Source organism: Pseudomonas sp. B8(2017), assembly GCF_002113575.1.
GTDB lineage: Bacteria > Pseudomonadota > Gammaproteobacteria > Pseudomonadales > Pseudomonadaceae > Aquipseudomonas > Aquipseudomonas putida_Z.
On the sequence record NZ_NEIO01000001.1, the window covers coordinates 437,591 to 451,544 of the forward strand.

Annotated in this window: 16 protein-coding genes; 3 read left to right on the forward strand and 13 right to left on the reverse strand. The window is 64.1% G+C overall.

Going from position 1 to position 13,954, the window contains the following annotated elements:
- Position 1 precedes the first annotated feature (1 nt).
- The 6 genes from CAG22_RS02030 to ubiE form a co-directional block, all read right to left on the reverse strand.
- On the reverse strand, positions 2-274 hold the full coding sequence (locus CAG22_RS02030) for a twin-arginine translocase TatA/TatE family subunit (RefSeq protein WP_025340917.1): 273 nt from the start codon (positions 272-274) through the stop codon (positions 2-4).
- Positions 275-428: 154 nt separating this feature from the next.
- Entirely contained in the window at positions 429-764 is a 336-nt protein-coding gene (locus CAG22_RS02040) for a phosphoribosyl-ATP diphosphatase (RefSeq protein ID WP_046613456.1), read from the reverse strand.
- Between the two features lies 1 nt (position 765).
- Positions 766-1,158 carry a phosphoribosyl-AMP cyclohydrolase gene (hisI, locus tag CAG22_RS02045; RefSeq protein WP_013974544.1) on the reverse strand — a complete coding sequence of 131 codons (393 nt, stop codon included), beginning with the start codon at positions 1,156-1,158 and terminating at the stop codon, positions 766-768.
- Between the two features lie 72 nt (positions 1,159-1,230).
- A complete protein-coding gene (gene ubiB / locus CAG22_RS02050) occupies positions 1,231-2,850 on the reverse strand; it encodes a ubiquinone biosynthesis regulatory protein kinase UbiB (RefSeq protein WP_075046599.1) in 1,620 nt (539 codons plus the stop codon).
- Positions 2,847-3,470, reverse strand: a complete 624-nt coding sequence (locus CAG22_RS02055) for an SCP2 domain-containing protein (protein ID WP_085691407.1) — start codon at positions 3,468-3,470, stop codon at positions 2,847-2,849. Before CAG22_RS02055 ends, ubiB begins: the two co-directional genes overlap by 4 nt.
- Positions 3,470-4,240: a bifunctional demethylmenaquinone methyltransferase/2-methoxy-6-polyprenyl-1,4-benzoquinol methylase UbiE gene (ubiE, locus tag CAG22_RS02060; protein WP_013974541.1), complete on the reverse strand. Its 771-nt coding sequence runs from the start codon at positions 4,238-4,240 to the stop codon at positions 3,470-3,472. Before ubiE ends, CAG22_RS02055 begins: the two co-directional genes overlap by 1 nt.
- A gap of 124 nt (positions 4,241-4,364) precedes the next feature.
- Between ubiE and CAG22_RS02065 the strand changes: the two genes are divergently transcribed.
- The 3 genes from CAG22_RS02065 (at position 4,365) to CAG22_RS02075 (ending at position 5,981) form a co-directional block, all read left to right on the forward strand.
- Positions 4,365-4,640 carry a polyhydroxyalkanoic acid system family protein gene (locus CAG22_RS02065; RefSeq protein ID WP_015272091.1) on the forward strand — a complete coding sequence of 92 codons (276 nt, stop codon included), beginning with the start codon at positions 4,365-4,367 and terminating at the stop codon, positions 4,638-4,640.
- 122 nt (positions 4,641-4,762) lie between these two features.
- Positions 4,763-5,182, forward strand: a complete 420-nt coding sequence (locus tag CAG22_RS02070) for a phasin family protein (RefSeq protein ID WP_023663112.1) — start codon at positions 4,763-4,765, stop codon at positions 5,180-5,182.
- A 10-nt stretch (positions 5,183-5,192) separates the two neighbouring features.
- Positions 5,193-5,981 carry a phasin family protein gene (locus tag CAG22_RS02075; RefSeq protein ID WP_085691406.1) on the forward strand — a complete coding sequence of 263 codons (789 nt, stop codon included), beginning with the start codon at positions 5,193-5,195 and terminating at the stop codon, positions 5,979-5,981.
- A 120-nt stretch (positions 5,982-6,101) separates the two neighbouring features.
- Here CAG22_RS02075 and CAG22_RS02080 read toward each other — a convergent pair whose 3' ends face one another.
- The 7 genes from CAG22_RS02080 to hslV all read right to left on the reverse strand — a co-directional run bounded on the left by CAG22_RS02080 (position 6,102) and on the right by hslV (position 13,909).
- Positions 6,102-6,716, reverse strand: a complete 615-nt coding sequence (locus CAG22_RS02080; protein WP_075046596.1) for a TetR/AcrR family transcriptional regulator — start codon at positions 6,714-6,716, stop codon at positions 6,102-6,104.
- A 13-nt stretch (positions 6,717-6,729) separates the two neighbouring features.
- A complete protein-coding gene (phaC, locus tag CAG22_RS02085; protein WP_085587798.1) occupies positions 6,730-8,412 on the reverse strand; it encodes a class II poly(R)-hydroxyalkanoic acid synthase in 1,683 nt (560 codons plus the stop codon).
- 119 nt (positions 8,413-8,531) lie between these two features.
- Positions 8,532-9,383, reverse strand: a complete 852-nt coding sequence (phaZ, locus tag CAG22_RS02090) for a poly(3-hydroxyalkanoate) depolymerase (protein ID WP_025340911.1) — start codon at positions 9,381-9,383, stop codon at positions 8,532-8,534.
- A 63-nt stretch (positions 9,384-9,446) separates the two neighbouring features.
- Positions 9,447-11,126 carry a class II poly(R)-hydroxyalkanoic acid synthase gene (gene phaC / locus CAG22_RS02095; protein ID WP_025340910.1) on the reverse strand — a complete coding sequence of 560 codons (1,680 nt, stop codon included), beginning with the start codon at positions 11,124-11,126 and terminating at the stop codon, positions 9,447-9,449.
- Positions 11,127-11,394: 268 nt separating this feature from the next.
- The gene (locus CAG22_RS02100) at positions 11,395-11,772 is read right to left on the reverse strand and encodes a gamma-butyrobetaine hydroxylase-like domain-containing protein (protein WP_003249306.1); all 378 of its coding nucleotides are present in this window, start codon (positions 11,770-11,772) and stop codon (positions 11,395-11,397) included.
- A gap of 186 nt (positions 11,773-11,958) precedes the next feature.
- A complete protein-coding gene (hslU, locus tag CAG22_RS02105) occupies positions 11,959-13,302 on the reverse strand; it encodes an ATP-dependent protease ATPase subunit HslU (protein ID WP_015272084.1) in 1,344 nt (447 codons plus the stop codon).
- A gap of 76 nt (positions 13,303-13,378) precedes the next feature.
- Positions 13,379-13,909 (reverse strand): ATP-dependent protease subunit HslV, encoded by a 531-nt coding sequence (hslV, locus tag CAG22_RS02110; protein WP_003249309.1) that lies wholly within the window; start codon positions 13,907-13,909, stop codon positions 13,379-13,381.
- Positions 13,910-13,954: the final 45 nt, after the last annotated feature.

A 13,954-nucleotide genomic window follows, 5' to 3' on the forward strand; every position in this document is an offset into this window, starting at 1 on the left:
GTCAGTCTTTCCGCTGCGGCTCTTGAGCCGGCTGGGCCTGGCCTTCGATGGTGTGGCCCTGGTTCTGCTGGGCAGTGTTCTGCACCGGTGGAACGGGTTGGGCAGGCGGCGGGGTCTGCTCGGCCGGCTTGTTCTCTTCGTCGCTCATGGCCTTGCGGAAGCCCTTGATCGACTCACCCAGGTCACTGCCGAAGTTCTTCAGCTTCTTGGTGCCAAACACCAGGACCACGACCACCAGCAGGACGATCCAGTGTTTCCAGTCAAAGATACCCATTTCGTACTCCTGAAAAATGTGTGTACAGCAAATCGATCCGGCAACACGGCCCCTGTGGGAGCGGGCATGCCCGCGAACACCGGCGTAGCCGGTGCCATGCACCGCGTCGCATTCTTCGCGGGCACGCCCGCTCCCACAGGCGCCCCAAAATACGTCAGGCAGAAGGCGTTCGTGCGGCCTTCTCATCATGCCCGGAAAGCCCGAAGCGGCGTTCCAGCTCATCGAGCACGGCTTGCGGATGCTGGCCCAGCGCGCTGAGCATTACCAGGCTATGAAACCACAGGTCGGCGGTTTCGTAGATGACATCGCTGTAATCCTTGCTGACCGCGGCATCCTTGGCGGCAATGATCGTCTCGACCGACTCTTCGCCGAGCTTTTCGAGGATCTTGTTCAGGCCCTTGTGGTACAGGCTGGCCACGTAGGAGCTGTCGGGCGCCGCTTGCTTGCGTTCTTCAAGCACTTCGGCCAGGCGGTTGAGGGTGTCGCTCATGTCAGTGTCCTGCGCTGTAGATGGCATCCGGGTCTTTCAGGACCGGGTCGACGGTTTTCCACTGGCCGTCTTCGAAGACGCGGTAGAAGCAGCTTTCACGGCCGGTATGGCAGGCGATATGGCCCAGTTGCTCGACCATCAGGATGATCACGTCGGCATCGCAGTCCAGGCGCATTTCATGCAGTTTCTGCACATGCCCGGATTCCTCGCCCTTGCGCCACAGCTTGCCACGCGAACGCGACCAGTAGATGGCGCGTTGCTCGGCGGCGGTCAGGGCCAGCGATTCGCGGTTCATCCAGGCCATCATCAGCACGCGTCCGGTCTTGTGGTCCTGGGCGATCGCCGGTACCAGGCCCTCGCTGTTCCACTTGATCTCGTCCAGCCAGTCTTTCATCGTCGACTCCAAAGCGGGCCCGCTCCTGTGCCGGGCCCTTTGCGCTAGTGTGCCAGCCATGGGCGCGGCTGGCTATTGGCGCACGATCAGGTAAAGGCCGGCGGCCAGCATCAGCCAGGCCGGCCAGGCGGCAGGGGCGGCCAGGCTGGTGGCCGCGGCGGCACCAGCGGCCAGTACCGCACCACCGCCGAGCAGGCCGGCGCCGAGCAGGCGCAGCGCCCAGCGGTCGCCCTGGCGGCGCCGCTCCGGCAGTTGCGGATCGTGCAGGTGCGGTTGCGACAGGCGCTCGAGCAGGTCGCGGGCCATGTCGGCCAGGTGCGGCAGTTGCTCGACCTGGCTGTGGATGTTGCCGAGCACGGCCTTGGGGCTCATGCGGTCGCGCATCCAGCGCTCGAGGAATGGCTTGGCGGTGCTCCACAGGTCCAGCTCGGGGTACAGCTGGCGGCCCAGGCCCTCGATGTTGAGCAGGGTCTTCTGCAGCAACACCAGCTGCGGCTGCACTTCCATGTTGAAGCGGCGGGCGGTCTGGAACAGGCGCATCAGCACCTGGCCGAAGGAAATATCCTTTAACGGTTTTTCGAAGATCGGCTCGCACACGGTGCGGATCGCCGCTTCGAACTCGTTCACCTTGGTGTGCGCCGGCACCCAGCCCGAGTCGATGTGCAACTGGGCGACGCGGCGGTAGTCACGCTTGAAGAAAGCGATCAGGTTGCGCGCCAGGTAGTCCTGGTCCTCGGCGGTCAGGCTGCCGACGATGCCGCAGTCGATGGCGATGTACTGCGGGCTCCATGGTTTGACCGTGCTGACGAAGATGTTGCCGGGGTGCATGTCGGCATGGAAGAAGCTGTCGCGGAACACCTGGGTGAAGAACACCTCCACGCCTCGTTCGGCCAGCAGCTTCATGTCGGTGCGCTGGTCGGCCAAGGTGGCCATGTCGGTAACCGGCACGCCGTAGATGCGCTCCATCACCAGCACCTTGGGACGGCACAGGTCCCAGTACACCTGGGGCACGTACATCAGCTCGGAGCCTTCGAAGTTGCGCCGCAGCTGGCTGGCGTTGGCCGCTTCGCGCAGCAGGTCGAGCTCGTCGTAGATGGTTTTTTCGTAGTCGCCGACGATTTCCACCGGGTGCAGGCGGCGGGCGTCGGCCGAAGCGCGCTCGGCGGCCTTGGCGATCAGGAACAGCCAGGCCAGGTCCTGGGCGATCACCGGCTTCAGGCCCGGGCGTACCACCTTGACCACCACTTCTTCGCCACTTTTCAGGCGCGCAGCGTGCACCTGGGCCACCGAGGCCGAGGCCAGCGGCTCGACGTCGAAGCGGCTGAACAGTTGCGTTACCGGGGCGCCCAGCTGCGCCTCGATCAGTGCCACGGCCTGCTTGGGGTCGAACGGCGGCACACGGTCCTGCAACAGCATCAGCTCATCGGCAATGTCGTTGGGCAGCAGATCACGGCGGGTGGACAACAACTGGCCGAACTTGATGAAAATCGGCCCCAGGTCCTGCAGGGCCAGGCGCAGGCGCGCGCCACGGCTGAGCTCGGACGGCTTGCGCGGCAGCCAGCGCCACGGCATCAGCAGGCGCAGGCTCATCAGCCACCAGGGCAGCGGCAGGTCGAACAGCAGGTCATCGAGACGGTAGCGGATCACCACACGCTGGATGCGAAAAAGACGGCGGACGGCGAGCAGCTTCATGCGTTATCGCTGGTATCAAGGGATCGGGAGAGGCGCTTGAGGCGCGCCTCAAGGCGTTCTGTATCGAGCTTCAGGGCATCGAGCTCGCTGAAGGCGGCTTCGGCTTCGCGCTTGCCGACCAAGGTGCGGGACTCTTCGGCCAGGTACTCGGAAAGGTTCTGGCTGAAGCGCGCCAGGCCCTGGCGGGTCCAGCGTGCACGCAGGCGGATGTGGCCCGACAGCAGCGCTGTGGCGACCGGGCCGAGCCAGCGTTGCAGCTCGTGCTCCCAGTCCAGCTCCAGGTCCTGCAGCACACCGAACAGGTCGAGCAGCACGGCGCTGTCGCCATGCAGTTCGACTTGCGGGCTGTGCAGCACGGCAGTCTTGTCCCTGGCCAGGGCCAGTTGCGCCAGGCTGCCGGCCGGGGCGCGCAGGCTGCAGTCGACCTCGCCTTGCCAGTGGGCGGCGAGCATCAGGCCCTCTTCATCGGGCAGGATGAACACCTGCAAGGCTGGCTGGCGGCAGTCGATCTCGATGACCTTGCCCTCCAGCGCGGCCAGCCGCGGCAGGGCCGTGCTGTCCATGCGCAGGACGCGGTTCAGGCCATGTTCGACGCTGGCGAGCAGCCCGGCCAGCAGCATCAGGGCTTGATCCCCCGGTGCACGGCAACGATGCCGCTGGTCATGTTGTGGTAGGTGACGCGGTCGAAACCGGCCTCGACCATCATGGCCTTCAGGGTTTCCTGATCGGGGTGCATGCGGATCGACTCGGCGAGGTAACGGTAGCTCTCCGAGTCGTTGGTGATCAGCTTGCCGGCCAGCGGCATGAAGGCGAACGAGTAGGCGTCGTAGGCCTTGGACATCAGCTTGTTGGTCGGCTTGGAGAACTCCAGCACCAGCAGGCGACCGCCCGGCTTGAGCACGCGCAGCATCGAGCGGATGGCTTCGTCCTTGTGGGTGACGTTGCGCAGGCCGAAGGCGATGGTCACGCAGTCGAAGTGGTTGTCCGGGAATGGCAGCTTCTCGGCGTCGGCCTGGACGAACTCGATGTTGCCGGCCACGCCACGGTCGAGCAGGCGGTCACGGCCCACCTTGAGCATCGACTCGTTGATGTCGGCCAGCACTACCTGGCCGGTCGGGCCGACCAGCCGCGAGAATTTGGCGGCCAGGTCGCCGGTACCGCCGGCGATGTCCAGTACACGGTTGCCGGCGCGTACGCCCGACAGCTCGATGGTGAAGCGCTTCCACAGGCGGTGCATGCCGCCGGAAAGCACGTCGTTCATCAGGTCGTACTTGGCCGCTACCGAGTGGAACACCTCGGCGACTTTCTTCGCCTTCTGGCTTTCAGGGACGTCCTGGTAACCGAAATGGGTGGTGGGTTCGGCGTGGTCGCCTTTGCGCTGGTCGTTCATATCGCTTCACCGGAAAAAATTACCGCCATTCTAGGGCGAACGGGCGGATTTGTCTTGGCGGGGTGTGCCAGTGGGCAGGGGCGGGCATAATGCCCATTATGTCTTCATCTTCAGGAACACCCGCATGACCCAGATCAGCGTCGAACGCAAACATTCCCTCGGCCGTGATGCCGCCCGTGCCAAGGCTGAAGCGCTGGTCGACAAACTGACCCGCGAGTACGACCTCAAGGCCACCTGGAACGGTGACCGGGTCGACGTGGCGCGCAGCGGTGCCAACGGCAGCGTGCACATCTTCGATGACCGCATCCGCGTCGAATTGAAGCTGGGGATGATGCTGTCGATGATGAGCGGCACCATCAAGGGCGAGATCGAGCGGGCGCTGGACAAAGCCCTGGCCTGACCCCTTCCCGGGCCATGCTCGTTCACCTTAGGGTGAAGATTCTAATTTCCCTCTCTACCTTGTGCTCAAGCCCAACCTCCATGGGCGGTTCCTCCTCCACTCATGAGCATGAGGTACAGAGCATGGCCAAAGTGACTGTGAAGAAAAAGGACGACGCCCCGGGTACGCTGGGCGAGGTGCGCGGCTACGCGCGCAAGATCTGGCTGGCGGGCATCGGCGCCTATGCGCGTGTGGGCCAGGAAGGCTCCGACTACTTCAATGAGCTGGTCAAGGCCGGCGAAGGCGTCGAGAAGCGTGGCAAGAAGCGTATCGACAAGGAGCTCGATGCTGCCAACAACCAGATCGACGAAGCGACCCAGGAAGTCAGTCGCGTACGCGGCAAGGTCGAAGTTCAACTGGACAAGATCGAAAAAGCTTTCGACGCGCGGGTAGGTCGCGCCTTGAATCGCCTTGGCATTCCGTCTAAACATGACGTTGAGGCGTTGTCCATCAAGCTTGAACAGCTGCACGAGCTGCTCGAGCGCGTCGCGCACAAACCATAAGGAGAGCAGGATGGCTGGCAAGAAGAATTCCGAGAAAGAAGGCAGCTCCTGGGTCGGCGGGATCGAGAAGTACTCCCGCAAGATCTGGCTGGCGGGGCTTGGTATCTATTCGAAGATCGACCAGGACGGCCCGAAGCTGTTCGACTCGCTGGTGAAGGATGGCGAGAAGGCCGAGAAGCAGGCGAAGAAGACCGCAGAAGATGTTGCTGAAACTGCCAAGTCGTCGACCACTTCGCGTGTGTCGGGCGTGAAGGACCGTGCGCTGGGCAAGTGGAGCGAACTCGAAGAGGCCTTCGACAAGCGCCTGAACAGTGCCATCTCGCGCCTTGGCGTGCCGAGCCGCAACGAGATCAAGGCCCTGCACCAGCAGGTGGACAGCCTGACCAAGCAGATCGAGAAACTCACCGGCGCTTCGGTTACCCCGATTTCGTCGCGCACTGCAGCCAAACCGGCTGCGAGCAAGGCGGCGGCCAAGCCACTGGCCAAGACGGCAGCGGCCAAGCCTGCGGCAAAAACCGCGGCAGCCAAGCCGGCAGCCAAGGCCGCAGCGGCTAAACCTGCTGCCAAGACTGCGGCGGCCAAGCCTGCGGCGAAACCGGCAGCGGCCAAACCGGCTGTGGCGAAGAAGCCTGCAGTGAAGAAAGCACCGGCCAAGCCGGCAGCCGCCAAGCCGGCAGCCGCCAAGCCGGCAGCTCCGGCGGCCAGCGCCGCTCCGGCCGCTAGTGCAGCTCCGGCGCCAACTGCGGCTCCGGCCAGCAACCCACCTTCGGCACAGACAGGCACCGGTACCCTGATCTGATACCGCGTCGCCTTCTTCGCGGGCTTGCCCGCTCCCACAGGTCCTGTGTGCACTCGAGCACTGCATTTCACCTGTGGGAGCGGGCATGCCCGCGAAAGCCGCGACACCGAAACAACAGGCTTACCCCTCCAGATACCGCACCGCCAACTGCTCCGCCGCCCCCCGCGCCTGGGCCTGCAGATGCGGCGCCACCAGCATCATCACCTGGTACACCACAATCCCCACATCCCCCTCGCGCCCCAGTACCCGCTGATAATCCAGCGAGAACATCAGTGTCAGGGTGATCTGCTCCACCAGTTGCCCCAGCGCCTGGGTCTCGCTCTCTACCAACCCCTGGCCCTTGAGGCTGGCTAGCAACGCCGCCAGTGTGCGCTTGAGCGCGTTGATCAGGTTGCGCATGCCGCGGGCCAGTTTGGGCAGGCGCCCGGTCAGGTTCGACAGGTCCTGGAACAGGAAGCGGTACTGCGCCATGCGTTCGACGATCAGGTGCAGAAACAGCCAGTAATCCTCGGCGTCCAGGCGTACCTCCAGCGGCGGGTCGAGCAAGGGCATCAGCGCTTCTTCAAAGCGCTCGAACAGCCCCAGCACCAACGGCTCCTTGCCGTGGAAGTGGTAGTAGAGATTGCCAGGGCTGATGCCCAGTTCGTTGGCAATTTCCAGGGTGGATACGTTCGGTTCGCCCTGCTGGTTGAACAGCTGCAGGGCACATTCGAGGATACGGTCGCGAGTCTTCATCCAGTCGGCATGCTCATCGGGTCAGCACGTAGGTGCCCGGCGCGGGGCCCAGCGGTGGGTAGGTGGCATTGCCCAGTTCGCTGCGCGGTGCCTTGAGCGGGCCGGAGCGCGGGGTGATCCACTCCAGCCACAACGGCCACCAGCTGCCTTCGCTGCGCTTGGCGTCGTGGAACCAGGCACGCGGGTCGCTGGATAGCTTGGGGTTGGCCAGGTAGTAGGCCTTGGGGTTGCCGGGCGGGTTGATGATGCTCTGGATATGCCCGCTGTTGGCCAGCACGAAGCGCCGGTCGCCACCCAGCAGCAAGGCCGAGCGGTACACCGCATCCCACGGGGTGATGTGGTCGTTGCTGCCGGCCACGGTGAAACTGTCCAGCTCGACCTTCTGCAGGTCGATGGGGGTGCCGCATACCTCCAGGCCGGCGGGGTGGGTCAGCGGGTTGAGCTTGAAGAAGTCCAGCAGGTCGCCATGCAGCGCGGCGGGCAGGCGCGTGCTGTCGGCGTTCCAGTACAGGATGTCGAAGGCTGGTGGTGTCTTGCCGAGCAGGTAGTTGTTGACCCAGTAGTTCCAGATCAGGTCGTTGGGCCGCATCCAGGCGAAGATCCGCGCCACCTCGGCGCCATCCAGCACGCCGCGCTGGTAGGAGCGGCGCTTGGCGGCCTCGATGGTCTGCTCGTCGGCGAACAGGCTGGCGGGGCTTTCGAACTTGCTGTCCAGCAGGCTGACCAGGTAGGTGGCGCTGCGCACCCGGCGCAGTTGGTGCTTGGCCTGCAGGTGGCCCTGCAGTGCGGCCATGGTCAGGCCGCCGGCGCAGGCGCCCATCAGGTTGGGGTCGCGGTTGCCGCTGATGCTGCGGCAAGCGTTGAGCGCTTCTTCCAGGGCCTGCACGTAGCTGGACAGGCCCCATTCGCGGTGGCGCGGGTCGGGGTTGCGCCAGCTGACCATGAACACCTGCAGGCCATTCTTGAGCATGTACTGGACGAAGCTGTTGGTCGAGCTGAGGTCGAAGATGTAGAACTTGTTGATCTGTGGCGGCACCACCAGCAGTGGCCGGGCATGCTGCTTTTCGCTCATCGGTTTGTACTGGATCAGCTCCAGCAGCTCGTTGCGAAACACCACGGCGCCGGCAGTCGCGGCGAGGTTGCCGCCAACTTCAAAGGCGCGCTCGTCGACCTGGCGTGGCAGGCCGTCATTGTGGCGCAGGTCATCGAGCAGGTGGGCCACACCGCGCACCAGGCTCTGGCCACCGCTGTTGAACAGTTCCTTGACCGCCAGCGGGTTGAGCAGCGAGTTGCTCGGCGCCAGGGCATCGTTGATCAGGTTGAACAGGAAGTGCGCACGGGCCCGGTCATCGTCGTCCAGGTGGCTTTCCTCGATCCACAGTCGGGTTTGCTTCTGCCAGGCCAGGTAGGCCTGCAGGCCGCGACGGTAGAACGGGTTCTGGCTCCATGTCGGGTCATTGAAGCGCGTATCGCGCGGGTTCGGCTGAAGCGGTGTGTCACCCAGCATCACCCGGCCCAGCTGGCCACCCAGGGCCAACAGGTGATGTGCGGTGTGCAGCGGGTGACGCAGGCTTTGGCGGCTGACATTGCGCAGCGTGGAAATCAGGTCACGGCCGCGCAGGCCGAGGATGGCGTTCTGCACGTTCATGCTGGTGGCGGGAAGCGTTGGCGTTCCTTTGGCCGGTTTGTCTTTCATGGCAACACTCCCTCGTCTAAGCCATTTCGCTGTCGAGACCTTCGCGGGCATGCCCGCTCCCACAGGTTCGGCGCCATCCCTGTGGGAGCGGGCGCGCCCGCGAAGAAGGCCGCATCGATTTACCCGCCCGAAGCCGGGCGAGGGTGCATGACGGCGCGCTGTCGTTCTTGCTGAAGGAACTTCATGATGATCGGGGCGACGGCCTCGGCCCGGGTGATCAGGAACAAATGACCGTCGTCGATAATGTGTAGCTGGGCATTGGGAATCCGCCAGGCCAGCAGGCGCATGTTGATCAGCGGGATCAGTGGGTCGTCGTCGCCGGCCAGCACCAGGGTCGGTTGCTGGATCTTGTGCAGCCAGTGGATGCTGGTCCAGCCGAGCCCGGCGAACAGCTGCCAGTAGTAGCCCATCTTGCCGCCGGAGCGCACCTTGGCGGCGTGCTGCATGGCCAGTTCGGGGTCACGCCGGAAGCCGCCGCCATAGATCGTCGGCGCAATGCGGATGACATGCGACGGCTGCACGTAACGCCGTGGGCTGGCCATCATCCACAACACCTTGGGCTTGCCTGGCACCATCACCGCACCGGCTGCGGTGGCGGCCAGCACCAGTTTCTTGCAGCGTTCGGGGTAATCGTGGGCGAACTGCTGGGCCAGGGCGCCGCCCCACGACACACCGATGACATTGACCTGGCCGTAGTCGAGGTAGTCGAGCATGCGTGCCGTCAGCTTGGCCAACCCGGGGAAGCGGTACGGGTGGCGCGGCGTGGACGAGCCGCCGACCCCGGGTACGTCAAAGGCAATGACTTCCAGGTCCGGGTCCAGTGCTTCGATGAACGGAAACACCAGCTCCAGGTTGGCACCGATGCCGTTGAAGATCAGCAGCGGCGTCAGGTGCGGTTTGCCCGGGCGGACGGCGGTGCGGATGGACTGGTTGTCCAGCTCGACGGTCCTGAAGATGTAGGGTTGCGGCATGCGCGTGACTCATGGGGTGAAATGAACACCGTGGCGCCCCGCAGGTGGCCACGGCGCTGCAGCTCAACGCTCGTGAACGTAGGTGCCCGGGGATGCCTCGCCAGCGGCATAGGCACGGTTGCCCAGGCGGGTCGGCGCCTTTTTCAGCTCGCCGGCACGCTCGCCCAGCCAGCTTTGCCAGTGCAGCCACCAGGAGTCGGCATGCTTGGTGGCGTTTTCCTGCCAGGCCACCGGGTCACCCGGGCGATCGGCACCGGTCATGAAGCGCGCCTTGGGGTTGCCTGGCGGGTTGAGGATGCTCTGGATGTGGCCGCTGTTGGACAGCACGAACTCGATCTTGCCGCCGAACAGATGCGCCGAGCGGTAGCACGACTGCCACGGGGTGATGTGGTCGTTGGTGCCGGCAAGGCTGTAGATGTCGCATTTGACCTGTTTCAGGTCGATCGGGGTGCCGCAAACCTCCAGGGCGTCCGGGCGGGTCAGCGGGTTGCTCTTGAACATTTCGATCAGGTCGCCGTGGAAGGCGGCCGGCAGGCGCGTGGTGTCGTTGTTCCAGAACAGGATGTCGAACACCGGCGGCTCGTTGCCGAGCAGGTAGTTGTTGACCCAGTAGTTCCAGATCAGGTCGTTGGGGCGCATCCAGGCGAACACCTTGGCCATCTCGCTGCCTTCGAGCACGCCGGCCTGGTAGGAGTGGCGCTTGGCGGCCTCCAAAGTCTGCTCGTCGACGAACAGGGCGACCTGGTTGTCCATGGTGGTGTCCAGCACGCTGACCAGCAGAGTCAGGGCATTGACCTTGTTTTCGCCGAGGGCGGCATAGTGGCCGACCAATGCCGTGCAGGTGATGCCGCCGGAGCAGGCACCGAGCATGTTCAGGTCCTTGCTGCCGGTAATCGCCAGCACCGCGTCGACCGCCTCCTTGAGCGCGTCGATGTAGGTGGACAGGCCCCATTCGCGCTGGGCTTTGGTCGGGTTGCGCCAGCTGATGATGAAGGTCTGCTGCTGCGAGCGCAGGCAGTAGCGCGCCAGGCTCTTTTCCGGGCTCAGGTCGAATACATAGAACTTGTTGATCTGCGGCGGCACCACCAGCAGCGGGCGGGCATGCACCTGCTCGGTGATGGGGCTGTACTGGATCAACTCCAGCACATCGTTGCGGTACACCACGGCGCCTTCACTGGTGCCCAGGTTCTTGCCCACCTCGAAGGCGTCCATGTTTACCTGGCTGGGCATGCCACCGTTGTTGACCAGGTCCTTGGCCAGGTTGGACAGGCCATCGAGCAGGCTCTTGCCGCCGGTTTCGAAAAAGCGTTTGACCGCTGCCGGGTTGGACAGGGTGTTGGTCGGAGCCATGGCTTCGGTCATCAGGTTGATGACGAACTGGCCGCGGCTGATGTCCTGGGGCGACAAGTCGCTGTTGCCGATCCAGTCCTGCAGCTCCTTGCGCCAGGCCAGGTAGGTTTGCAGGTAGCGACGGTAAAGTGGGTTGTTGCTCCATGCCGGGTCATTGAAGCGACGGTCGTCGCTTTCCGGGGCAAGGCTGGACTTGCCCAGCAGCACGTTCTTCAGCTCCAGGCCAAAGTGGGCCACATGCTTGGCGCTGTGCAGCGGTTGGCGCACGGCCTGGCGCAGCACGGTGCGTGCCGAGCTCAACAGGTCTTTGCGGCGGATACCGATGACCGGGTTCAACCCCAGGGTGTTTTCCGAGGCCTGCCGCTGCAGCTCATCGTTGTTCTTGTTACTCATCTACGACGCTCCGTTGTCCTGAGACGAGTACCGGTTGCTGTGGCGGGTGCACAGTTCTGAGCCCGGTACTGCTACTCGGGTGACCAGTGATAAGGAACAGCGGTGCTGCGAGGGTTCTGACTACCTGCAATTTGATGCAGGGAACTTGCCACCCCCATTGGTTACCCGACTTTCATGTAATGCGCAAGACAGCCCGTCACTGGGCTGTCTGTAAGTCATTCAAACAGATGATTTTAGAAAATGCGCTCTAAATGCTGCAGGCCTTGCGCTAGAGCATGAGTTTGACCACCGACTCGGCGGGGTCGCGGGATTTCCCGGCCTTGTGCAGTTCGTCGAGGTACTCGGCCCACAGCTGTTCCTGGCGCAGGCACAGCTGCTCGAGATATTCCCAGGTGAACAGGCCGCTGTCATGGCCGTCGTCGAAGGTCAGTTTCAGTGCGTATTGCCCGGCTGGCTCCAGGCCGCTGAGGCCGACGTTGATCTTGCCGAACTGCAGGATGGGGTTACCGTGGCCCTGGACCTCGGCGGAGGGGGAGTGCACGCGCAGGAATTCGGCGGGCAGGTGGTAGACCTCGCCGGGGGCGTAGGTGAGGCTGAGGGTTTTCGAGGCTTTGTGCAGGTTGATGGCGGTGGGCAGGCGGGCCATGGCTGGAATCTCTCGGGAGCTGATAGTGCACAGCTTCGGGAGATTCGGGTCATTGTGCAAGGGGCTGCTCTGCAGCCCAATCGCCGGCAAGCCAGCTCCCACAGGTACTCCACAGGTTCAGGATTGTGAAGTACCTGTGGGAGCTGGCTTGCCGGCGATTGGGCCGCAAGGCGGCCCCCTGCGGTCTTACAGGATGTAACGCGACAGGTCTTCGTTCTGCGCCAGCTCACCCAGGTGGCTGTTCACATACGCCGCGTCGATCTGGATCGGCGCTTCGTCATGGGTGCTGGCCAGGTCGCCAGCGCTGAACGACACCTCTTCGAGCAAACGCTCGAGCAGGGTGTGCAGGCGGCGGGCGCCGATGTTCTCGGTCTTCTCGTTCACCTGGTAGGCAATCTCGGCCAGGCGCTTGATACCGTCGGCGAGGAACTCGATGTTCAGGCCTTCGGTCTTGAGCAGGGCCTGGTACTGTTCGGTCAGCGACGCGTGCGGCTCCTGCAGGATGCGCTCGAAGTCTTCCGGGGTCAGGGCCTTGAGTTCCACACGGATCGGCAGGCGGCCTTGCAGCTCGGGCACCAGGTCGCTCGGCTTGCTCAGGTGGAACGCACCCGAGGCAATGAACAGGATGTGGTCGGTCTTGACCATGCCCAGCTTGGTGTTGACGGTGCAGCCTTCGATCAGCGGCAGCAGGTCGCGCTGCACGCCTTCACGGGACACGTCGGCGCCGCCAACATTGCCGCGCTTGGCAACCTTGTCGATTTCGTCGATGAATACGATGCCGTGCTGCTCGACAGCTTCCAGGGCCTTGGCCTTGAGTTCTTCCTCGTTGACCAGGCGGCTCGCTTCTTCATCGCGAACCATCTTCAGTGCTTCTTTCACCTTCAGCTTGCGCGCCTTGCGCTTGCCTTTGCCCATGTTGGCGAACAGGCTCTGCAGCTGGTTGGTCATTTCTTCCATGCCGGGCGGCGCGGCAATTTCGACGCCCACGGCATCGGCCACTTCGATCTCGATTTCCTTGTCGTCCAGCTGGCCTTCGCGCAGGCGCTTGCGGAACAGCTGGCGGGTGTTGGAATCGGTGCTGGTCTGCGCGGCTTCCTCGGCGAAGCTGCTGACCCGAGCCTGCGGCAGCAGGGCGTCGAGGATGCGGTCTTCGGCGGCGTCTTCGGCGCGGTGGCGCACGCGGATGATCTCTTGCTCACGCAGCATCTTCAGCGCGGCATCGGCCAGGTCGCGGATGATCGACTCGACGTCGCGGCCCACGTAGCCCACTTCGGTGAACTTGGTGGCTTCAACCTTGAGGAACGGCGCGTTGGCCAGCTTGGCCAGGCGGCGGGCGATTTCGGTCTTGCCGACGCCGGTAGGGCCGATCATCAGGATGTTCTTCGGGGTCACTTCGGCGCGCAGCTCGGCGGGGAGCTGCATGCGCCGCCAGCGGTTGCGCAGGGCGATGGCCACGGCGCGCTTGGCGTCGTCCTGGCCGATGATGTGGCGGTTGAGTTCGTGGACGATCTCGCGGGGGGTCATGGACATGATGAAAATGGTCCTCGGGCGGAATAAATCAGCGTGGAAAAACCCCATCACCGGGATGAGGCGCCAGAACAGCTGATCAGTCGGCCAGGTCCTGCTCCTCGATGGTCAGGTTGTGGTTGGTGAACACGCAGATGTCGCCGGCGATGTTCAGGGCGGTCTCGGCGATTTCACGGGCCGAGAGGTCGGTCTTGTTCAGCAGGGCGCGGGCTGCGGCCTGGGCGTAGGCGCCGCCGGAACCCATGGCGATCAGGCCGTCTTCGGGTTCGACCACGTCGCCGTTGCCGGTGATGATCAGGGAGGCGTCCTTGTTGGCCACGGCCAGCATGGCCTCCAGGCGGCTCAGGGAGCGGTCGGTACGCCATTCCTTGGCCAGCTCCACGGCAGCGCGGACCAGGTGGCCCTGATGTTTCTCGAGCTGGCCTTCAAAGCGCTCGAACAGGGTGAACGCATCGGCGGTGGCGCCGGCGAAGCCCGCGATGACCTGGCCGTGGTACAGGCGGCGCACCTTCTTGGCGTTGCCTTTCATCACGGTGTTGCCGAGGGATACCTGGCCGTCGCCGCCCATGACGACTTTGCCGTTACGGCGGACAGAAACGATGGTGGTCAAGGGGAGAGTCTCCACGCAGCGGGGCGAAAGTGCCTGATGCAGACT